General features: G+C 22.6%; 18 protein-coding genes and 1 tRNA gene. 5 read left to right on the forward strand and 14 right to left on the reverse strand.

Annotation, left to right across the window (positions count from 1 at the left end; all coding sequences use genetic code 11):
• Positions 1-35: 35 nt before the first annotated feature.
• The 12 genes from tsf to MDPP_RS00300 form a co-directional block, all read right to left on the reverse strand.
• The gene (gene tsf / locus MDPP_RS00245) at positions 36-887 is read right to left on the reverse strand and encodes a translation elongation factor Ts (protein WP_144658200.1); all 852 of its coding nucleotides are present in this window, start codon (positions 885-887) and stop codon (positions 36-38) included.
• A 256-nt stretch (positions 888-1,143) separates the two neighbouring features.
• Positions 1,144-1,941, reverse strand: coding sequence for a 30S ribosomal protein S2 (rpsB, locus tag MDPP_RS00250; RefSeq protein ID WP_144658237.1), 798 nt, complete (start codon positions 1,939-1,941; stop codon positions 1,144-1,146).
• Positions 1,942-2,197: 256 nt separating this feature from the next.
• Positions 2,198-2,662 (reverse strand): dCTP deaminase/dUTPase family protein, encoded by a 465-nt coding sequence (locus MDPP_RS00255; protein WP_144658201.1) that lies wholly within the window; start codon positions 2,660-2,662, stop codon positions 2,198-2,200.
• A 1-nt stretch (position 2,663) separates the two neighbouring features.
• Positions 2,664-3,611 carry a tyrosine-type recombinase/integrase gene (locus MDPP_RS00260; RefSeq protein WP_246058856.1) on the reverse strand — a complete coding sequence of 316 codons (948 nt, stop codon included), beginning with the start codon at positions 3,609-3,611 and terminating at the stop codon, positions 2,664-2,666.
• Between the two features lie 81 nt (positions 3,612-3,692).
• On the reverse strand, positions 3,693-4,268 hold the full coding sequence (locus MDPP_RS00265; RefSeq protein ID WP_144658203.1) for a S26 family signal peptidase: 576 nt from the start codon (positions 4,266-4,268) through the stop codon (positions 3,693-3,695).
• A 396-nt stretch (positions 4,269-4,664) separates the two neighbouring features.
• Positions 4,665-6,317, reverse strand: a complete 1,653-nt coding sequence (gene glnS / locus MDPP_RS00270) for a glutamine--tRNA ligase (protein ID WP_144658204.1) — start codon at positions 6,315-6,317, stop codon at positions 4,665-4,667.
• Between the two features lie 146 nt (positions 6,318-6,463).
• Positions 6,464-7,486, reverse strand: a complete 1,023-nt coding sequence (gene tsaD, locus MDPP_RS00275) for a tRNA (adenosine(37)-N6)-threonylcarbamoyltransferase complex transferase subunit TsaD (RefSeq protein ID WP_144658205.1) — start codon at positions 7,484-7,486, stop codon at positions 6,464-6,466.
• Positions 7,487-7,554: 68 nt separating this feature from the next.
• A complete protein-coding gene (gene tsaB / locus MDPP_RS00280; protein WP_144658206.1) occupies positions 7,555-8,136 on the reverse strand; it encodes a tRNA (adenosine(37)-N6)-threonylcarbamoyltransferase complex dimerization subunit type 1 TsaB in 582 nt (193 codons plus the stop codon).
• 5 nt (positions 8,137-8,141) lie between these two features.
• Positions 8,142-8,636, reverse strand: a complete 495-nt coding sequence (gene tsaE, locus MDPP_RS00285) for a tRNA (adenosine(37)-N6)-threonylcarbamoyltransferase complex ATPase subunit type 1 TsaE (RefSeq protein ID WP_144658207.1) — start codon at positions 8,634-8,636, stop codon at positions 8,142-8,144.
• 109 nt (positions 8,637-8,745) lie between these two features.
• A complete protein-coding gene (gyrA, locus tag MDPP_RS00290; RefSeq protein WP_246058857.1) occupies positions 8,746-11,262 on the reverse strand; it encodes a DNA gyrase subunit A in 2,517 nt (838 codons plus the stop codon).
• Positions 11,263-11,343: 81 nt separating this feature from the next.
• Complete coding sequence (gene gyrB, locus MDPP_RS00295; RefSeq protein WP_144658209.1) at positions 11,344-13,254, reverse strand: DNA topoisomerase (ATP-hydrolyzing) subunit B; 1,911 nt, start codon at positions 13,252-13,254, stop codon at positions 11,344-11,346.
• Positions 13,255-13,545: 291 nt separating this feature from the next.
• On the reverse strand, positions 13,546-15,771 hold the full coding sequence (locus MDPP_RS00300) for an ATP-dependent helicase (protein WP_144658210.1): 2,226 nt from the start codon (positions 15,769-15,771) through the stop codon (positions 13,546-13,548).
• 472 nt (positions 15,772-16,243) lie between these two features.
• Here MDPP_RS00300 and MDPP_RS00305 point away from each other — a divergent pair, with 472 nt between their 5' ends.
• The 5 genes from MDPP_RS00305 to MDPP_RS00325 all read left to right on the forward strand — a co-directional run bounded on the left by MDPP_RS00305 (position 16,244) and on the right by MDPP_RS00325 (position 20,033).
• On the forward strand, positions 16,244-17,428 hold the full coding sequence (locus MDPP_RS00305) for an acetate kinase (protein WP_144658211.1): 1,185 nt from the start codon (positions 16,244-16,246) through the stop codon (positions 17,426-17,428).
• A 111-nt stretch (positions 17,429-17,539) separates the two neighbouring features.
• Positions 17,540-17,630, forward strand: a tRNA-Ser gene (locus MDPP_RS00310).
• A gap of 228 nt (positions 17,631-17,858) precedes the next feature.
• Positions 17,859-18,725, forward strand: a complete 867-nt coding sequence (locus MDPP_RS00315) for a thymidylate synthase (RefSeq protein WP_144658212.1) — start codon at positions 17,859-17,861, stop codon at positions 18,723-18,725.
• A gap of 53 nt (positions 18,726-18,778) precedes the next feature.
• On the forward strand, positions 18,779-19,201 hold the full coding sequence (locus MDPP_RS00320) for a dihydrofolate reductase (protein ID WP_246058858.1): 423 nt from the start codon (positions 18,779-18,781) through the stop codon (positions 19,199-19,201).
• Between the two features lie 19 nt (positions 19,202-19,220).
• Positions 19,221-20,033 carry a lysophospholipid acyltransferase family protein gene (locus MDPP_RS00325; RefSeq protein ID WP_144658214.1) on the forward strand — a complete coding sequence of 271 codons (813 nt, stop codon included), beginning with the start codon at positions 19,221-19,223 and terminating at the stop codon, positions 20,031-20,033.
• A gap of 39 nt (positions 20,034-20,072) precedes the next feature.
• Here the strand turns inward: MDPP_RS00325 and thrS are convergent, their stop codons facing one another.
• Positions 20,073-22,001 carry a threonine--tRNA ligase gene (thrS, locus tag MDPP_RS00330; protein ID WP_144658215.1) on the reverse strand — a complete coding sequence of 643 codons (1,929 nt, stop codon included), beginning with the start codon at positions 21,999-22,001 and terminating at the stop codon, positions 20,073-20,075.
• 112 nt (positions 22,002-22,113) lie between these two features.
• The gene (gene mnmE / locus MDPP_RS00335) at positions 22,114-23,505 is read right to left on the reverse strand and encodes a tRNA uridine-5-carboxymethylaminomethyl(34) synthesis GTPase MnmE (protein ID WP_144658216.1); all 1,392 of its coding nucleotides are present in this window, start codon (positions 23,503-23,505) and stop codon (positions 22,114-22,116) included.
• Between the last annotated feature and the right edge of the window lie 31 nt (positions 23,506-23,536).

Below are 23,536 nucleotides of genomic sequence, written 5' to 3' on the forward strand. Positions count from 1 at the left end.
ATAAGAAAATCAGAAAATATCTTTTCTTCAAATAATTAATAATCTTCTCCTAATTCAAAACGTTCAAAAAAAAGAACATCAACATTGTATTTTTTTAAATATTCTTTTACTTTTTGATCCGAATTATTATATAAAAATTGTTCTAATAAACAATTTTGTTCTAAAAAAACATCTAGACGCTTTTGAACTATTTTTTCTATCAAAACATGATTTAAAGTTTTATTTTGTTCTTTGAATTCATTTATAGTTTTTTCTTTCAAAAGTTCTTCCTCTTTTTTTAAAAAAAATCTATCAATTTTTTCTTTATTCAAAAATTTAGGTTTAAGTCCAACTATGTGAATAGGTAAATTACTTTCTACTTCAAGACAAGGTTTCGTTAAACAAACTAAAGAAGAAATTCTTCCTCCTTGATGTTTATAAATACCAAAGCTTTCTGTATTGTTTTTATAAAAAATAGCTATTCTTTTTAAAATAATTTGTTCTTTTAAAACAGCTATTGATTCCAAAATAAAATTTTTTACAGTTTTATCATTATAAGAATAATTTAAAAAATCATCTAAAGTTTTTATATAATCGTCAGCTTCTAATAAAATCTTTTCTAATTGAGAACATAAATTTAAAAAAATTGAATTTCTAGCGACAAAATCAGTTTCTGTATTTAATTCAAATAAAACAGCTTTATTATTCCTAAAAGCAACATTAGTTAACCCTTCTGAAAGAACAAGATCTTTATTATTTTCAGCAGCTTTTATTAATCCTTCTTTTTTAAGTAAAGAAAAAGCTTTTTCAATATCTCCTTCGGTTTTTTCTAAAGCTTTTTTACAATATAAAATACCTATATTAGACATTTTTCTTAATTGCTGAATCATTTCTTTGCTGATTTTCATTTCTTTTATCCTTTTTATAAAATTATCTATTGTTTAAAGATAAAATAAAATTGATTTTGTATTTTTGAAAAATTAGAAAAAATAACTTTTTTTTCATTAAAAATTAAAATTTTTCAAAAAAACTATTTATTAAAAAAGATGTTTATATTTTTAACATCTTTTTTTAATTTTAAAATTTATTTTATAAATGTCTATCTTATAAATAATTATAAATAAAAAATAAATTAACTTATTTTATTATTTAATTTATAAAACATCATTTACTAATTTTATCATTAGAATCAACCAATTTTGAAGAAAAAGAGATTGTTTTTTTTGTAAAAATATTATCTTTCTTGGTAGTAATATTATTATTATTTTGAGCATCGATGATAGCATTTGCAATAATCGAAGTAATTAATTTGACTCCCTTAATTGCATCATTATTTGCAGGAATAATATAATCTACTAAATCTGGATCACAATTACTATCAACAATACCAAAAATTTTAATATTTAATTTTCGAGCTTCTGCAATAGCAATAACATCTTTTTGCACATCTACTACAAAAATAGCTTGCGGCAATTGTGACATATCTTTGATTCCGCCTAAAATCTTTTCTAATTTATCTCTTTTTTTCATTAATAAAGACACTTCTTTTTTAGGCAAATCTTTCCATAAACCTTCTTGTTCTTGCTTGTATAATGTTTTTAAAAAAGTTATTCTTTTAGAAATAGTTTGAAAATTAGTTAAAATTCCTCCTAACCATCTATGAACAACATAAAACTGACCTGAACGTTTTGCTTCCTGTTTTAAAATTTCTTGAATTTGTTTTTTAGTTCCTAAAAAAAGAACTTTACCACCATTCAATGCAATATCAAAAATTTTTTCATAAACATTTTCTACTGCTAAAATTGTTTTTTTTAAATCTATGATATTAATTTTATTCCTAATAACAGGTACTCCTTCGCTCAAAGAAAACAAATAAGGTTTCATTTTATAATGGCATTGTCTAGCTGTATGTCCAAAGTGAATACCTGATTCTAATAATTGTTTAATAGAAACAACTGCCATAATTTTTTTCAAAAAAACCTTTCCATAATTTTTTTTATCTTTGTTTAATATTTTTTCATAATACTTTACATATCGATATTAATAATATTAATTAATAAAAAATAAAAATACTTAATAACTTTCTTTTTATATCCAAAAAAAACAATATACAACTATCTAAATAATGATTCAAAAATTAACCTATTCTTATTTTAGCATATTTTATTTTTTTTAATCTATTGAATTGAAATAAAAATAATTATTAAAAATTTTTTGATTATTTTTTTTCGTTTGTACTACCAAACCCATTGTCGCGAATTCTCTTAGAAGCTAAATCGTTTTTTGTTAAATAAAAATTTTGTAAAATACATTGAGCAATTCTTTCATTCTTTTGAATAAGAACAGCATTTTTATCAGACAAATTATATAAAGCAACAAAAATATGTCCTTCGTTTTGTGTATTATTATAATAGTCACTATCAATAATTCCAACACCATTCGATAACATTAAATTTTTTTTTATCAACGAAGATCTAGCATAAACACATAAAACTTTATCATAATCAAAAAAAGCTTTAATTCCTGTCGGAACTAAAACGGTTTGTCTTGGTAAAATTTGAACATCAATAGCTGATTCTAAATCATATCCCGCACTTAAAAAAGTCTGTCTTCGAGGTAAATTAATTTTTTCATTTTTAAACTTACTAATAATTTGAAAATAAAATTGAACTTTTTGTGCCATTTTAACATTCTTTCTTTGTTTTTTTTTGATTTAATTTAAGATTCATATTGAGAGGATGAAATTCTAAAAATTTTTTTTTTAAAAATTGATTAGAAACATAAGTATAAATTTGTGTAGTTTTTAAATTAATATGTCCTAATAATTCTTGTACTACTCTTAAATCAGCACCTTTGTTAAGCAAAATAGTGGCAAAAGCATGTCTTAAAACATGAGGAGAAATTTTTTTTTGACCTGTTTGAATACATAATTGATTTAAAATAAATCTAATGCCTTTTGAAGTAAAAACATTTCCTTTATAATTAACTAACAAAAAGAAATGTTCTTTTTTCATTGATTTTTTATTTTTTAAAATTAATAAAGGACGAATATGATTTATATAATATTTTAATGTTTGAATTAAATTTGTATGTATAGGTAAATATCTTTCTTTTCTTCCTTTGCCGTTAATTAAAATTTGTGCATTATCAAAATATATATCTTGTACTTTCAAATTAATTAATTCGCTTACTCTTAAACCAAAACTGTAAAGCAATTCTAATATTAAATAATTACGAAAACCTAAAATTTTATTTTGATCAATAGAATCAAATAATTTTTGAATATCCTCTTCTGAAATAATCTTAGGTATTTTTTTAGGTATTTTTTTTAACTTAATTAATTTAAAAATATTTATTTTCAAATCAAATCTTTCTATTAAAAAATTATAAAAAGTTTTTAATGCGGAAATCTTTCTACTAACGCTTGTATCTTTTAATTTTTTTGAATGAAGAAAAACAAGAAAAGAACGTGCTTTATTTTTTTGCGATAAAAACTCTAAATTAAATTCAATATTATTATTGATCAAAAAATTTTTAAATTCTTGAACATCATAAATATAATTAGCTATAGTTAATGATGAATAATTACGCTCGATTTTTAAAAAATTTTCAAAATAACTAATTAAATTCAAATTTATAATAAGAACCCACTTTATATTTTATTTTTCAAAAATATTATTCACTACCATAAAAAAACATAAAAAATCTCAAAATTAATTATATAAAAAAATAATTATTATTAAGAACAATGCAAAAAATATTATTATTATAGGAAATAACAATATAAAAATTTCTTTGAAATATTTAAAAAAAGAAAATAACTTATGCAAATGAATAGTATAAATTACTTTTGCAACCACATCTTCATATTTAATTTTTTTTTCCCACGGAAAACTATCACGATTATTAATTCCTTTAGTGGTTATCCATTTTTCATCTTTATTATTTATTAATATTCTATGAACAACTAAGGCAACTAGAGTATCAAACTTAAAAGTTTTATCAAGATGAAAAATTATATCGTCATCTTTTTGTAAATAAGAACAATCTTTTACTTTCTTAACGATGACTAAATCATTAGGATAAATATCCGGTTGCATGCTTTCGGTAGATACGGAATAAATATTAAAACCGAAAAAATTAGACTCATCTTTAGGATAAAAATAATTAATAATATTTAAAAAAATCAAACACAAAATACAAAACAAAAAAAAATAATACAAAATACTTCCTAAAAATTTTAACAAAAACTTAATTATCATTATTATTTCGATATTTTTAATCATCATTAACTACATTTTATACTTTTAGCCAATTAAAGAAATAAATTAAATCTTTTATTCGCTAATTATTTTCACATTTGACATAAAAATCCACAAACTAAAAACTATTTTCTTACTTTAAAAATATAAAATATTTTATATTTTTAAATTCCTGCAACTTTTAACATAATATACTTTTATTCTAATAAATTTAACTTTATAATACAAATAATAAAATAACAAAAAAATATTAAAATTATTTTTAATAAAATCAAATTATTTTATACAAATAAAAATTATATTTATAATAATAAAAATTTTATATCCATTTTTATTTATCTTAAATTTGAAATTTATTTAATAAAAAAATAAAATTTTACTTATTTACTATTTTATATTTTTATTTTCCAAAAAATTTTTATTTTACATAGAACTTTTTTTAGTATTGTATAAATTCCTCAATGAAACAATTTCATTAAAATTAATAATTGAATTTTTTTGCTGTTCTAAATCTAGAATGAAATAACCTTTTCTCAAAAATTGAAATTTTTCATAATTAGAATTGAAATATAATGAACCTTCTATAAAAGCTTCTTTTTGTTGAAAAGAATCAAAATTAAATTCATCAATAATATTTTTAGGATAAGAAGTTTTAAAAAGAGGTTGAAAAAAATTTATAAAAACTTTTTGAACATTCATCTGTTCAATAAAATGAATAGTTCCATTAGGTTTTCTTTTGTTAAAACCTGTACCACTTTTAGTTTCTGGATCATAAAAAGCTAAAATTTCAATAATTTCCCCTTCATTATTCCTAATAACATCAACGGCTTTAATAAAATAAAAATGAAACAATCTTACTTCACCATTTAAAAATAGTTTTTTAGAACTTGGATCTTTTTTTTCAATTTGGAAATCATCTTTCTCAATATATAAATATTTTGAAAAAAAAACTTTCCTAGTGCCTAATTCTTTTAAACAATCATCATAAGGCACTTCTGTAAATTCTCTTTTGTTTTCGGGATAATTTAAAATTGTAACTTTTAAAGGATCAGTTACAACCATAACTTTTTTAACCTTATATTGTAATTCGTTTCGAATAGAATTTTCGAGCATTTTAAAATCAACAAAAGTGTTATTCCTAGATAATCCACTTTCTAAAACAAATTTTTTAATAGATTCTGGCGTATAACCTTTACGACGCATACCTTTTAAAGTAGGTATTCTAGGATCATCCCAACCTGAAACCAAATCATGTTCTATTAAAGTTTTTAAATGTCTTTTACTTAAAACAATTTGTGAAACATTAAGTCGTCCAAATTCAATTTGAGTAGGAATATTCTGCATTTCTGTTTCTCTAATTACCCAATCATATAAAGGACGGTGATCTTCAAATTCTAAAGAACAAAGAGAATGGGTAATTCCTTCGATCGAATCTCCCAAAGGATGAGCAAAATCATAAGAAGGGAAAATAAAATAATGTTTATTTTTTAAAGTATAAGCATCCAAAATACGATATAAAACAGGATCTCTTAAATTCATATTAGGATTATCCATATTAATTTTTGCTCGTAATACTTTTTCTCCTTCTTGAAACAAACCTTCCTTCATTTGATAAAATAAAAGCAAATTTGTTTCAATAGAACGGTTTCTATAAGGAGAATCTAAACCTGCGTTTTGAAAATCTCCTCTAGTATTTTTGATTTGTTCAGAGTTTAAATCATCAACAAAAGCTTTCCCTTTTTTGATTAACAAAACAGCTTTTTGAAATATTTCTTCGAAATAATCTGAAGAAAAAAAAACTTTATCTGGTTGATAACCCAACCAATGTATATCTTCTAAAATAGAATCAACATAAATCTTTTTTTCTGATCTAGGATTAGTATCATCATATCTCAAATAAGTTTTTCCTTTAAAAAATTTACTTAATTCAAAATTAACAATAATAGCCCTTGCGTGTCCTAAATGAAGAAACCCATTTGGTTCGGGAGGAAAACGAGTCACCACCGATTGATATTTATTTTTTTCTAAATCTCTTTTAATAATAGTTTTAATAAAATTTGATTTTTCTTGAAACATGCTTATAATCAGGCATAAACTGTATAATCCTTTTTTAATTTTATATAAATTCATTATATCATAAAAAAATAGTTTTTAAAATTTTTGAGATAAATTTGGTTTTATTTCGTTCATTTTTGAATAAAAATTAAATTAAACTATACTAATCAATTTTTCAAGTGAAATTTGAAAGATAAATCAGCATTACCTGTCATATTATATTTTTTTTGAGCTTTTTGATCGAATTCATTTTGATAATAAGCTGCAATTCCAATCATTGCTGCTTGATCAGTGCAATATTGTGAACTAGGGAAAATAACTTCTAAATAATCAAATTTTTGTTGTAATATTTTTTTTAAAGTTCGATTCGACGCTACTCCGCCAACAACAATTAATTGTTTAATTGACAAAATAGCTAAAGCTCTTTGAAGTTTAATAATCAAGACATCAAAAATACTTGCTTGAAAAGAAGCACATATATCATTTAATTCTTTTAACTGTATCTGTTGATTTTTATTTTTCAATTGATTAATAAAATAAATAATATTACTTTTTAAACCTGAAAAACTAAAATTTAAATTTTTATTCTTCAAATAAGGTCTAACGAAATGATAATTATCTTGTCCTTGAGATGCTAATTTTTCTATAATCGGTCCGCCTGGATAACCTAAATTTAAATTTTTAGCAATTTTATCATAAACTTCTCCTATAGCATCATCCAAAGTAGTACCTAAATGTTTAATTTGAAAATGATCTTTTATATAAAATAATTCTGTATGCCCACCAGAAATTAAGAGAACTAAAGAAGGAAATTTTAACTCATGTTCTATTTGAATAGAATAAATATGGCCTATCAAATGATTAACACCTAAAAGAGGTTTTTGATAAATATAAGCAAATAAATTAGCTAAATTAATACCTACGAACAAAGAACTAATCAAACCAGGTCCTTCTGTAACTGCTACCAAATCAATATCTTGAGGTTTAATCTGAGTTTCAACAAAAACTTTTTGTAAAATTATAGTTATATATTCTACATGTTTTCTTGCAGCAATTTCAGGCATAACACCACCAAATTCTTGATGATATAAATTTTGAGAAAAAATAATATTTGATAAAACTTTTTTACCATCTTTTGTTATAGCAATACTAGTATCATCGCAACTTGTTTCAATAGATAAAATAATCATAATAAAGTAACCTTTATTCAAAAAATTCTTATATTAAAATATTTTTAAATTATTTTTCAATTAAAAAACTATTCTTTTGGTATAAAAGGTACATAATAACTTGGGATTAAAACATGAGGATTAGTTACTTTTTTCATATAGCACAAAACTTTAGAAAGAGAAATTTTAAAATTTTGTTCTGTTAAAATAACATGATTTTCAAATTGATTTAAAAAAAATTCATGATATAAATTTTCATTTAAAATTATTTTTTGATTTAATAAACTTAAACTATAAAAAAAATGATTTTTAGCATCTATTTTTGGAGTAATTAATCCCGAACCATAACCACTAGATAAAAGTAATAAACTACTAATTTGATATAAATCAATATTAAATTCTAAAGATAACATTTTTGCTGTTAAAACAGCTAATCTAGTTCCAACATAAGATCCAGGACCCACTCCTACAATAATACCTTTTAAATTTTGAAAAAGACATGAATTTTCTTTCATCGCTTGATCTAGTAAAGGAACAATATTAGCGACAAAATTTTTTTTATCAAAATATTTATAAATACTAATGATATTTTTATCAGTAGCTACAATTATTAATTGTAACTGAATAGAAATATCTAAGATAAGATATTTAGATTTTTTTTTTTTAAACATAATTATCAAAAACAATCTATAATTTCTTTATTATATTCTATCTTAATTCTTCTTTTTGTGTAATTTAAAATATCTATATTAATTTTAAAATTCCAAAAAGAAAAAAAAGACCCAATTTTTTCAGAAGATTCAACAACGACAATATCATTATCTTCTAAATTTTCTAATAATTCTTGAAAAATTATATGAGTAATGTGATTTTTATTAACATTTGATAAACGATATAAATCTAAATGATGCATTCTTCGATATTTCCCTTGATAAATTTTAGATAAAATAAAAGTTGAACTATTAATATTTTTTTTAATTTTTAATTGCTTCGCTATTCCTTTAGTAAAAGCAGTTTTGCCTGAACCAATTTCTCCTTCTAACAAAAGAATAATTTTTTGATTAAACATTCTTGATGAATTAAGCTTTTGTTCGCTAAAATAAAAAGCTATTTGTTTAGTCATCAAAAAAGAAGAAGTCTCGTGAATACAAAAATTATAATCATAATTCATATTTTTTTAATTCTCATCATATAAAAAATATTTCAAATAATAAACTATCTATATTTTATTTCAATTATTTTATGAAAAATAAAAAATTAATCAAAACAAATATAATATATTATTGGAATGATTCTTTAATTATAATTGATTCTTCTTCTGATTGTTTCACAACGACAACATTTACTAATTTACTATTTTGATCTATTGAAATTAATTTATTTCCTTGAGTTATTTTAGATTTAGTTGTTGAAATTTCTTTGTAAGAAAGACGCAGAACTCGTGCATCATCAGTAATTAAAATTAATTCTGTATCTGGCAAAATAGATTTTATAGCAGCTATTGAGCCATTTTTAGAAGTTATTTTTAAAGTTTTAGTACCTTTTCCACCTCTTTTTTGTTTTTTATATTCACTATTTTTTGTTTTTTTACCAAAACCAAATTCTGTTAAAACTAAAATGTCTTCTTCATTTGAAGAAATAACAGTAGCGCCAATAATATTAATTTCAGGTTCTACTCTCATTCCTATAATTCCTGAAGACATACGTGTAGTTTTCTTAATAGAACTTTCATTAAAACGAATAGCTTTACCGTTAGAAGCTGCTAAAATCAAGTCTTGTTTGCCAGTAGTTTTTAAAATAGTTATTACTTCGTCATTTGATTTCAAATTAAAAGCTATTTTTCCATTAGATCTAACATTTTGATAATCCATTATATTATTTCTTTTAATTAAACCTTTTTTAGTGATTAAAACTAAATAATTGTTGGTTTGTTTAAAATCACTAATGCTTTTGATAAAAGTCAAAAATTCTCCTTGCTCTAAGGGGATTAAATTAATCAACGGTATTCCTTTTGATTGGCGCGAAAAAACAGGTATTTCATAAGCTTTTTTTTGATATACTTTTCCTTTATTAGTGAAAAATAACTGATAATCATGTGTAGAAGCGATAACAAAATGTTTGACAAAATCATTTTCATTTATATCCATTCCGCTTATGCCCTTGCCGCCACGATTTTGTTGTCTATAAGTATCTAATCTAAGACGTTTAATATAACCTTTAACTGTAACGGTAATCAAAACACGTTCTTCCTCAATTAAATCTTCATTCGGAATATTGAAATTAGTTATTTTATAATTAATAAATGTCTTTCTTTCGTCTTGGAAAGTTTTTTTAATACATAATAAATCTCTTTTTAAAATTGTTTCTTTTTGAGATTGAGAAGAAATAATTTTTTCACATTCTTGAATCTGAGAAATTAATTTTATTTCTTCTTCTTTAATTTTTTCTATTTCTAAATTAGTAATTTTTTGCAAACTCATTTCCAAAATAGACTTACTTTGGATTTCGTCAAACCCATATTTTTCCATTAAATTAATTTGAGCACTTTTAATATCTTGAGAATTTTTAATCATTAAAATTACATTATCAATATCTTTTAAAACAATAATAGCAGCCCCAACTAAGTGTTTTTTTGATAAAGCTTTTTCTAATTCAAATTGTTTTTGACGATTAATAATATCAATTCTAAAATTGAAAAACTCTTGAATAATTTGTTTTAAACTAACTAATTTTGGCGTTCCTTTTACTAAAGCAATCATATTAAAATTAAAAGAAATATGAAGTTGAGAATGTTTATATAAATTATTTAAAAAAATCTTTGGATTAATATCTTTTCTTAAATCAATTACAATTTTGATGCCTTCACGATTAGAAGATTCATCTCTTAAATCAACAATACCATCAATGATTTTTTCTTTCGCTAAAAAAACAATACGTTCTATTAAAGCACTTTTTTTAATTTGATAAGGTATCTCGGTTATTAAAACTGAAGGTTTGTTTTTATCCTTTTGGATAATACTTGTTTTAGCACGAATAAAAACTCTTCCTCTTCCTGTTTCATAAGCTTCTTTTAAATTTTCTACACCTAAAAGTTCTCCGCCCGTAGGAAAATCAGGACCTTTAATAAATTGAATTAATCCTGAAATATCAATTTCTTTATTTTCGATATAAGCAATAACAGCATCAATTACTTCTCTTAAATTATGAGGAGGAATATTTGTAGCCATACCAACAGCAATCCCAGTAGAACCGTTCATTAATAAATTAGGAAAACTAGATGGCAAAACTACAGGTTCTTTTTCGTTACCATCATAATTAGGAATAAATTTAATAGTATTTTGGTCTATTTCTTTCATTAATTCCATAGATAATTTAGACATTTTAACTTCTGTATAACGCATAGCGGCTGCTGCATCTCCATCAATAGAACCAAAATTCCCATGTCCATCTATTAAAGGATAACGATAATTAAAATTTTGAGCCATCCTAACCATAGCTTCATAAATACTACTATCTCCATGTGGATGGTATTTACCCATAACATCACCGACTATTCTGGAAGATTTTTTATGACTAGATTGATAATTTACCCCTAGAACTTTCATACCATATAAAATTCTTCTTTGAACTGGTTTTAATCCATCTCGAATTTCTGGCAAAGCTCTAGAAATAATAACACTCATAGCATAACTTAAAAAAGATTTTTGTATTTCCTGATTGATATCAATTTTCTCAATAATATCATATTTAATAACAGAATTTGAATCTTTAATATTCGTTTTGTCCTTTGGTTTCATGTCCTTTGACATATTTTACAATTATCCTTTTTTTGCTATTTTGAAAATTTTCTTAAAAAAGAAAAATAATTTTTTTAAAATTTAAATATCTATATCTGCATAAATAGCATTATCTTGAATAAATGTTTTTCTGTAAGATACTTCTTCGCCCATTAACATACTAAAAATACGATCAGCTTCTAAAGCATCTTCTAATTGTACTTGCAATAAAGTTCTAGTTGTAGGATTCATTGTAGTATCCCATAGTTGTTCAGGATTCATTTCGCCCAAACCTTTATATCTTTGTATAGAAATTTTAGATTTATTTGTGTCTTCATGGATAAAACTTTTTAATTCTTCTTCAGAATATAAATAATGAATTTTTTTATTTTGTTGAAGCTTATATAAAGGAGGTTTTGCAAAATAAATATAACCTTTTTCAATCAAGGGTCTTAATTTACGAAAAAAGAAAGTCAATAATAAAGTCCTAATGTGTGCTCCATCGACATCTGCATCTGTCATAATAATAATACGATGATAACGTGCTTTATTTAAATCAAATTCTTTATCGATATTAGTACCTATAGCCTGAATTAAAGAAATAATTTCATTATTGCTTAAAACTTTTTCTAAACGTGATTTTTCAACATTAATAATTTTACCTCTAAGCGGTAAAATAGCTTGAAATTTTGAATCTCTTCCTTGTTTAGCAGAACCACCAGCTGAATCTCCTTCAACAATATATAATTCGGAATCCGAAGGAACTTTATTATAACAATCAGCTAACTTTGAAGCAAAACCTAAAGAATCTAAAGGAGATTTTCTTCTGGTTATTTCGCGTGCCTTTTTAGCAGCTATTCTAGCTTTAACAGATAATAAACATTTTTCTATAATTTTCTTAGCTTCTTGAGGATTTTCTAATAAATATCTTTCTAAACGATCACCAAAATTTTTAGAAATAAAATATTTAATTTCTTGATTCCCTAATTTAGCTTTAGTTTGTCCTTCGAATAAAGGATTATGGATTCTTAAAGAAATAATGACTGTAATACCTTCCAAAGTATCTTCGCCTATAAAATTAACATCTTTTTTTAATAAATTTTTATCTTTAGCATATTTAGTTAAAATCCTATTCATAGACATCTTAAATCCTTCTTCGTGTGTTCCGCCCTCATGGGTAGGAATATTATTAACAAAAGAATAAATATTAGAAGAATAAGATTCTGAATATTGAAAAGAAATTTCGCAATAAACATCGTTAAATTTATATTCTTGATAAAAAATTTGATTTAAAACTTTTTTATTTTCATTTAAATATTGAAGATATTCTTTTATTCCGCCCTTATAACAAAAACTAATAGATTTAGTTGGTTCTTCTCTAAGATCGATTAAATTTAAATTAAGATTTTTATTAAGAAAAGCTAATTGTTGTACTCTTGTTTTTAAAATTTCTAAACGGAAAGAAAAATTTTCTATTTCTTTAAAAATATCGAAATCAGGACAAAAAGTGATAACGGTACCTGTTTCTTTTGTAATTCCTTTTTCTTGTAAAGGAGAAACTGGAACACCTTTTTTATATCTTTGATAATAAATTTTTTGATTCATATGAATCTCTATTTCAAACCACTCAGATAATGCATTTACAACAGAAGCGCCTACACCATGTAATCCTCCTGAAAATTCATAAGAAAAATTATTAAACTTTCCTCCTGCATGCAAAGTAGTTAAAATAGTTTCTACAGCTGGTTTTTGTGTTTTGGGATGTATATCAACAGGAATACCGCGACCATTATCCGAAATACGAATAATTTTTGGTGAAATAATTTCTAAAGTAATATTATTAGCAAACCCGGATAAAGCTTCATCAATAGAATTATCAATAATTTCCCAAACTAAATGATATAAACCTTTTTCTGAAGTAGAACCAATATACATTCCTGGTCTAAGCCGAACAGCTTCCAAACCTTCTAAAATCTGAATGCTATCAGCATTATAATTATCATTTTTTGACATTGAAAATTTATAATCTCCTCGAATATAATTTTGTTTTATGCGTTTAACATATTTCGCATAAATAAAAATAAAAAAGATAAACATAAATTTAAATATAAATATTGATTTTAGCAATTTTAAGAGTTCAATTATTTTAATTTTATGAAAAAAAGGTTACTCTCGATTACCTACATAAATAATTCATATATGACTGATTATAACATAAAAGAAAAAATTAAATCCAAAACCTTTAAAATTAGGTAAAAATTATTTAATCTTAAATGAAAAAAAATTATTTTCATTTTCTTTTACTTAAATCTTTTTCAAAGAAGGATGTTTAATGAATATTTTCTTTATTCCATAAGGTTTGTCGAAAGCAATAGTGATTATATCTTTAGATATAGAAACAACAACACCACGATTAAATAACTTATGTTTAACTTTATCACCTATTTTATAAAAATTTGTGTGAGTAAAATTTGATATTTTATTAGAAACAAACAAATTTCGAACTTTTAAAGATGTTGGAATAAGATTCATTTCTTGGACAAAAGAGATAGGTTCAGAAAATAAAGTCTTTCCGAATAAATTTCTTTTTTTAGCACTACTAATATACAATAACTCCTTAGCACGTGTGATTGCAACATAAGCTAAACGTCTTTCTTCTTCCATATCTTTATTTCTATCAGAAAACAAATTTTCAATTGTATCATCAAAACTAAAAATTCTATTTTCCCAACCAATAGCAAAAACAACACAATATTCTAAACCTTTTGTTTTATGAATTGTAGACAAAGTTACTTTTTGATTATGATTTTTATCTTCTTCATTATCTATGTTAAGAATGATTTTATCTAATAAAAAACTTAATTTTTCATAAAAATTACCTTCGGTTTGCAACTCTTCTTGTTGAAAAAAATCTTGTAATTTCTGAATTAAAGTTTTTTTATTTTCTATTTCTTGTTTTTGTTCTGTATTTTGTTTTTTTTTATCTAAATATCTTGAATATCCAATAACATCATCAATTAAATAAATAACATTAGATAAATAACATTTCGAAGAATCATTAAAAATTTTTTGTAATTTTGAAAAAATCGTTAAAAAAAAATCAATCTTTTTTTTAAAATTACTAGAATTCGAATTAGAAATATGTTGCATAGCCTTTAATAAAGAAATATTATTTTCTTTCGCAAAATCTTCTAAAAAATTAATGGTTTTAAGCCCGATTTGACGTTTAGGAACATTAAGAATTCTTTTTAAATAAAAATCTTGTTCTGGTTCTAATAAAATTTTTAAATAAGATATAAAATCTTTAATTTCCTTTTTGCTAAAAAAATTAGTAGCATTTTTTATTCTATAAGGAATACCATATAAAATAAGTTGATTTTCAATATCTTGAGATAATGCATTAATTCTATATAAAATACCGAAATCATTATATTTATATTGTTCTTGAGCCATTAATTTTTGAATTGTTTTAGCTACAAACTTAGATTCTAAATAAGAATCTGAAAAATTATGATAAATTACTGGCTGTTGAATATTCTTATTATAACTTTGTAATTCATTTTTAAAAATATCATCTTGATTTTGATAATTATAACTAATTAATAAATTTGCTTTTTCTAAGATATTAACAGTAGAACGATAATTTTGTTTTAATTTATAAACAGGAGTTTGGAAATCACGCTGAAATAAAGTACTATAAAAAGATTTGGAGCCGCGAAAAGAATAAATATTTTGGTTTGGGTCTCCAACAACAAAGATTTCATGTTCCTTAGTTTGACCTATTTTTTTGATAATCTGATATTGTAATAAATCAATATCTTGAAATTCATCAACTAAAATATGAGAAAATTTTTTTTGATAAAAATTTCTTACATCTGGACAATTATTTAACAATTGATAAGCATAAATAAGTAAATCATCAAAATCTATTAAATTATTTTCTTCTAATATAGTTTGGTAGTTTTTATAAATGATTTTTATTTTATGATAATTATATTGAAGAATTTTTTCAAAACTTAATTCATTATCAATCGATTTAAATTCTTCTTTTATTTTTTTTTCTTCATTAGCGATTTTTCTAATAGAAATGTAATGTTTCAAATCAGATATTTGAAAAAGATCAGAATCAATATTCTGTTTTTTTATTATTTCTTTGATAATTTTTTTTTGATCTGATTCATCGATAATACTAAAAGAAGAAGAAAAATTTAAATTTAAAAGATGGATATGACTTTTTAAAATTTGATAACATAAACTGTGAAAAGTACAAATAGTTAAACAAGATAAATCACTTACATTCAAAAATTTTTTTAAATATTCTTTCATTTCTACGACAGCATTATTAGTAAATGTAATAGCTAAAATAGATTGTGTAGCTATCTTCAATTCTTCGATTAAATAAGCAATTTTGGTTGTTAAAGTTGTAGTTTTTCCTGTTCCTGCGCCAGAAAGAACATAGAGAGAACCTTTATAAGTTATTGCTTTTAACTGTTCGGCGTTAAGTTTTTTAAAATATTTTTTATCTAACATATATTATTGTCTTTATTATCCTATTTTTTTAGAATTATTGATTACTTTTTTAAAACCTTGATACTATAAATATTTTAATTTATAAATAAATATTTTTTTAAAAAATCAAATCTTTTGAAAAATTAAAATTTTGTTATTTAAAAAAATTCATTTTATTCGAGAAAGAAAATTCAAAAATAAATAAATTGTATTTTGAAAATTCAATATTTATTAATTATTAAATATGATTATATTCCTATAAATTTTTATATGTTAAAATATTAAATGTATATTAATTTTTATATCTTGGTAATTGGTAATTAAATATAATATATTATTATTTTTTTATTATTGAATAATTAAAAATAATAATTTAAATTTTGAATAATATAAAAATAAGTGAAAAATAAAAAATTAATTATTTAATATAAATATTAATGATATAATTTTTTTATTAAACAAATTTATGTAAGGAATTAAAAAAATAATATTTATGAAAATCATGTCAGTCAATGCTGGTAGTTCTTCTTTAAAATTTAAATTGTTAAATATGCCTTCGGAAAAAATAATTTGTTATGGTGTGATTGAAAAAATAGGTGATAATAATGCTATTTATAATATTTCATTTCAAAATAATAAAATAGAAAAAAAACTTCCTATTACTAATCATGAACAAGCAATTAATGTGTTATTAAATTCTTTAATCGAAAATAAAATTATAAATCAAATAGAAGAAATAGAAGGAATAGGGCATAGAATTGTTCAAGGAGGAGAAATATTTAAAAGTTCAGTTATTTTAAATGATCAAAATATTGCTCAAATAGAAAGTTTAAATGATTTAGCTCCCTTACATAATCCTGCTAATGTTTTAAATATTAAATTATTTAAAAAAATTTTACCGCAAGTTTTACAAGTAGGAGTTTTTGATACTACTTTTCATCAAACAATAAAAGAAACAAATTTTTTATATGCTACTCCTTATGAATGGTATCAAGATTATAAAATTCGTAAATATGGTTTTCATGGTATTTCTTACCAATATATTTGTCAAAGAACAAAAGAAATTTTTAATAATCAAAATTTAAAAATGATTGTTTGTCATGTTGGCAATGGAGTTTCCGTAAGTGCTATTGAAAATGGTAAATCTATAGATACTTCTATGGGTTTTACTCCATTAGAAGGAATTCCGATGGGAACACGCAGCGGTAATATTGATCCAACTATTATTCCTTTTATAGCTAAAAAAGAAAATAAAACTATTGCAGAAATTTTAAATATTTTAAATAAAAAATCTGGTTTATTAGGTATTTCGGGTTTTTCCAATGACGGAAGAGATTTAGAAAAAATGATTTTGAAAAAGAATAAAAGAGCTTTTTTATCTTTTGACATCCAAATCAAAAGATTAGTAGATTATATAGCAAGTTATTATGTTTTACTAAAAGGAATAGATCTTTTAGTATTTACAGCCGGAATAGGCGAAAATTCTTCTTTTTTTCGAAAAGAAGTTGTAAAACGTTTAAATGTATTGAATGTTTTTTTAGATGAAAAATTAAATCAACAACATGGTGAAAAAATTATTTCTACTACTAACTCATCATTTAAAATTATGATTATACCAACTAATGAAGAATTAGTAATTAATAGAGAAGTTTATATGTTTAAAAATAATAATTCTTAATCCAATATTTTAATAAAAAAATTAGAAATTTTTAATTTTTAATAGAATTATTTTTATATAGATTTAAAAAGATTTGCAAATATAAAAAAAATTCTATAATAAAGAAAATAAGGAAGAATACTCAAGTGGTTGAAGAGGTAAGCTTGGAAAGCATATAGGTCAAAAAAGAGACGCAAGGGTTCGAATCCCTTTTCTTCCGCCAATTAAAATTTAATAATTTTATTAAATAAAAAAATAATTATCTATAATTTTATTCTTTTTAATTTTTTTAGGCATTAATATAAAAGTATTTTATATTTATAAAATTATTTTTTTTATTTAGTAAAATTTTGTTTTAGATAATTAATTAAATTTTCAATATTCTTTCAATAAAACAAATATTATAAATCTTTTAATTTTAAATCTTAAAATAAGGTCTAATAAATATAATATGCAACAATACTTAGATTTATGTAATTTAATATTAAAAAAAGGGGTCTTAAATAAAAATCGTACTAAAAATAAAGCGAAAAGCATATTTGGTTATCAAATGCGTTTTAATTTAAATGAGGGATTCCCTTTAATGACAACAAAACAACTATTTTTAAAAGGGGTAATTCATGAACTTTTATGGTTCCTAAAAGGCGATACTAATATTCGTTATTTAGTTTTGAATAATGTTAATATTTGGAATGAATGGCCTTATGAAAAATATTGTAAATCACCTTTTTACCAAAATGAAACTCTTAAAGAATTCATTGATAAAATTAAAATAAATGAGGATTTCGCTTTAAAAAATGGTGATTTAGGACCTATTTATGGTAAACAATGGCGTAATTTTGGAGGAATCGACCAAATAAAAAAAATAATTCAAGAAATAAAAAAAAATCCTCATTCTAGACGTTTAATTATTTCTGCATGGAATCCATTAGAAATAGAAAAAATGATTTTACCCCCTTGTCATGTGTTAATTCAATTTCACGTTCAAAATAAAAAACTCTCGTTACAATTATTTCAAAGAAGCGGAGATGTTTTTTTAGGGATCCCTTTTAACATAGCTTCTTATTCATTATTATTAATCATAATATCACAAATTACAAAACTTCAACCTTATGAATTCATTCATAATTTAGGTAATGCACATATTTATGAAAATCATTTAGAACAAATTAAAATACAAATTAATCGTAAACCTTATAAATTGCCTCAAATAATTTTAAATCCTCAAAAAAAAAATATAGAAGATTTTGTTTTTGAGGATTTTAAATTAAAAAACTATATTTGTCATAAACCAATAAAAGGGGGAGTTTCAATATAATTAGTTTAATTGCTGCTGTAGATTCAAATTTCTTAATCGGTTCTGAAGATAAATTGCCATGGAATTATCCTGAAGATATTTCTTTTTTTAAAAAAAAATCCTTAGGTCAAAATGTTTTGATGGGAAATAAAACTTTTTATTCTTTAAAAAAATATTATAAAAAAAAAACTTTACCTTTTAAAAAGATTTATGTAGCTAGTTTAGAACCTAATATAAAAATAAACCAAGTTATAATAGTTTCTAATTTAATTAATTTTTTAAAATCATATCAATCTAAAAATGAATATATTATGGTTTTAGGCGGAGGCCAAATTTATCATCAATCTTTGCCTTATGCTAATATTATTTATTTGACACATATTTTAAAAAGATATCAAGGAAATGTTTTTTTTCCTCGTTTTTCTTATCAAAAATATCGTATTCATGAAAAAAAAATTTCAAATGAATTAATTTTTGTAACTTATATCAAAAAATAAAGAAAGAGCAAATAAAAATATGTTTAGTTTTATTTTTGTTTTTATTTTTTTTCTTATATGGATTGTATCATCTATTTTAATTTTTTTTTCCAAAGCTACTATATGGATGAAATTTTTATTATTTTTTATGTTTTTTGTCACAAGCATCATATGTACTTGGTTGATTGTTTTATTATTATTTTCAATCTCATTATTAATTTTAAGATCAACAAAAATAGATAATATTACTCGTCAAAAAGTCCTATCCAGTATTTCAAAATTAATTATTCGTTTTTTTAGAATTAAAATTATTATTCATAATAAACATCTAATTCCAAAAAAAGGAAAATTGATCGTCTATTCAAATCACAAAACAAATTTCGATCCTTTTATTATTGCTTCTATTTTTCCTCGTACTATCGCATTTACTCCAAAAGATGAACTTTATCGAGGTTTTTTTGGATGGTTTTTAGGTTTTTGTTTTAATTGTTGTAATTGTATAAAAATAGTTAGAGGAAACAATCGAAAAACAGTAGAAAATGTTTTAAAACAAATTAATAATATTCAAAATAATTTAGTAATGATTATTTTTCATGAAGGTGGAATTATTAATTACAATAATGATCGAATTATCTCTTCTTTAGATGGTTCTTTTAAAATAGCTTTAAAATCCCAAGCATCTATTTTACCTATCTCAATCAAAGGAATTTCTTCTATGAGAAAGAAATGTTGGTTTCGCAAAAAAAAAGCAGAAATTTTTATTCATCCTCATATAAAATTCGAAGATTATCGAAAACAAAATACAAAAGAAATTAATAATAAAATTAATAAAATTATAAATAATGTTTTATGATTTTTTTAATATAAATAAACACTTAATTTAAGAATTTATTTATTTTTTAGAATTAATAATGATATTTAGATATTGAATAAAATCATCAATAGATAAAGTTTTTTGTTTATCGCTTTTAAATTTCCTAAAAGTCAATAAATTATTGTTTATTTCTTTATCGCCTACAACCACTTGATAAGGGATTTTATCTTTTTGAGCTTTTCTTATTTTATAAGATAAACTCGTCTCTTTGTCATTTAATTCAACTCGAAAATTATTTTCTATCAATAAAATTCTAATTTTTTTCAAATATTCTAAATGTAATTGATTATTAACTGGCAACAATATAATTTGTACAGGAGATAACCATAAAGGGAAAACACCTTCATTTTTTTCTATCAAATAAGAAATAAATCTTTCCATAGTAGAAACAACTGCTCTATGAATTAAGACAGGAGTATGGCGTTTGTTATCAGATCCTATATAACTCAAATTAAAACGTTCTGGTAATAAAAAATCTAATTGAATAGTAGACAAAGTCTCTTCATGACCTAAAGCATTTAAAACTTGAATATCTAATTTGGCGCCATAAAAAGCAGCATCACCCATAGATTCTTTATAAAATATTTTTGAATCTTTTAAAATATTTCTTAAAATATTTTCAGATTTATCCCAAATTAAATCATTAGAAAAATATTTATCTTTATTTTGAATATCTCTTGTGCTTAAATTAAAATGATATTCTTTAATATTAAAATCTTTATAAACTTCTAAAATTAAATCAATAATTTGACAAATAGTCTCTTGAATTTGATTTTCTGTTATGAAAATATGAGCATCATTTAATGTCATTTCTCTAGTTCGTTGTAGACCCATGATAGCTCCTGAATGTTCATAACGATGCATCATACCTAATTCGGCAATTTTAAAAGGTAATTCTTTATAACTACGTATTTTATGATTAAAAATCATCATATGATGAGGACAATTCATAGGACGTAAAATTAATTTTTCTTCATTTTTTAAATGCATAACAGGAAACATATTTTCTTGATACAGTTGTAAATGTCCTGATTTCTCATACAATTGAGTATTAGCTAAAATAGGTGTGTAAACATGCTGATAATCATATTTTAACTCTTTATCAACAATATATCTTTCGATAATACGACGAATAGTAGCACCTTTTGATAACCAAAATGGCAATCCTAACCCAACTTCTGGATTTAACATAAAAAAATTTTGTTCTTTATTAATATTTTTATGATCTTTTGTTTTTCTTTTTTCTAGTATATATAAATATTTTTTTAAATCTTTAGAAGTAAAAAAAGCAATACCATAAATCCTAGTTAAAACATTATTTTTATTATTAGCTTGAAAATAAGAAACAGAAGTTTTTAATAAACGAAAATTTTGGATTAAACTTGTATTAATAAGATGAGGTCCACGACATAAATCTTTAAACTCTCCTTGAGTATAAATACTCACGATAGAATCATTAATTTTATCTAATATAATTTGTTTATACTTATTATCTTTAAATAATAATAAAACTTTTTCTTTTGGCATTTCTTGACGCACAATAGGTAATTTTTCTTGAATGATTTGATTCATAACTTTTTCGATTAAAAAAAAATCTTTATCCGAAACGATATCTCCTTGAAAATCAATATCATAATAAAAACCTTCTTTAATAGCGGGGCCGATGGTTAAAAGTGCTTGAGGATAAATTCTTTTAATTGCTTGTGCCATTAAATGAGAAGTACTGTGATTTAAAATTACAAAACTTCTCGGATCTTCACAAGTTATAATTTCTAAATAACCATCTGTGTTTAAAGATCTGTTTAACTCTACTAATTGGTTATTAAATAAAGCAGCTATGGGGGTTTTTTTTTTTAGAATAAAATTTTGGGATATGATATCATTGATCAAAATTCCTTTAGGAAATGTTTGGATAACATCATTATGTTTAAATCTAATATTTATCATATTCTTTTTATATTCCTTTCTATTTTATATCTTTTTTTATATTTGATAAATCTAAAAAATTATCTATTTTAAATAAAAATATTTAATTTCAAAAATAAATTAAATTTTTAAATTATTTTCCCAAACAAAATTTCGAAAATAATTCATTAATTAAACAATCATTAGTATTATTAGAAATATTGTTTCCTATAATTTCAGATAATGCCGAATAAGCTTCTTTTAAACTAATAGTATGCATATCTATAGGAATTTTTTTTTCGATATCTATTTCGATATTTTGTAAAGCTTTAAGAGCAATTTTGATTTGTTGGATATGTCTTGAATTAGAAAAATAATTAAAATCTTTATCTTCGATTTTATCCAATTGAAACATTTTTAAAATCTTTTTTTTTAAAACTTCAATTCCTTTATGATTGATGTTAGAAATAAAAACAATTTCTTCTTTTTTGTTTGCTAAATTTATTTTTGATTTAGTAGGTAAATCTGATTTACTACCAATAATAATTCTTAGATATTTTTGAGTTAATTCTAATAATTCATAATCTATAGATTCTAAAGTGCTACTTTGATCATATAATAATAAAACTAATTCTGCTTGTTCTAAAAGTTTTTTAGTTTTTTCTATCCCTATTTGTTCTATAGGATTTTGGGTTTCTCGAATTCCTGCTGTATCAATTAAAAATAAACTTATTCCCTCAATATTAACATAACCATCTACAAAATCTCTCGTAGTTCCAGCAATGTCAGTTACAATAGCTTTTTCTTTATTTAAAAAATTATTTAATAAACTAGATTTCCCTACATTAGGTTTACCAATGATTAAAGTTTTAATTCCTTTTTTTACTAAACGTGTTTTAACAGAATCATCTAAAATTTGTTTTAATTTTTGGATTAATAATTTAATTTGAGGTAAAATAATATCATTAGTAATAAATTGAATATCATAATATTCAGGATAATCGATATTAACTTCTATTTTGCCTAATAAATCAATAATTTCTTGAATTAAATTTTGGATCAAAATAGAAGTTTTCTTTTGTAAACCCTTCTGAGATAATTTAATTGTTTTTTCATTTTGAGCATGAATTAAATCCATCATCGCTTCTGCTTGTATTAAATCTATTTTTTGATTTAAAAAAGCTCTTTTGCTAAATTCTCCTGGTTTTGCTAATCTAATATCTAAAGATAAAATTCTTTCCAATAATAATTGAGTAATTAAAATACCTCCATGACCACAAACCTCTATTACATTTTCACCTGTGAAAGAATGAGGTGCTCTAAAAACAGAAATTAAAACTTCATCTAAAATATTTTCTTCTTCATCCAAAATAAAACCATGATGAATAGTATGTGAAGAAACAAATAACAATTTTTTTTTTTTATTTTTTGTTATAAAAATTTGATTAATTTTTTCAATTGATTCATAACCGCTAACCCTAATAACACTAATACTACCAGTACCCAAAGGAGTTGCGATTGCTGCAATAGTATCTTCGAAAAACATTCGAATTTAATTTCTCCTTTTTTTTAGAAAT

The organism is Candidatus Phytoplasma pini (assembly GCF_007821455.1).
Lineage (GTDB): Bacteria > Bacillota_I > Bacilli_A > Acholeplasmatales > Acholeplasmataceae > Phytoplasma > Phytoplasma pini.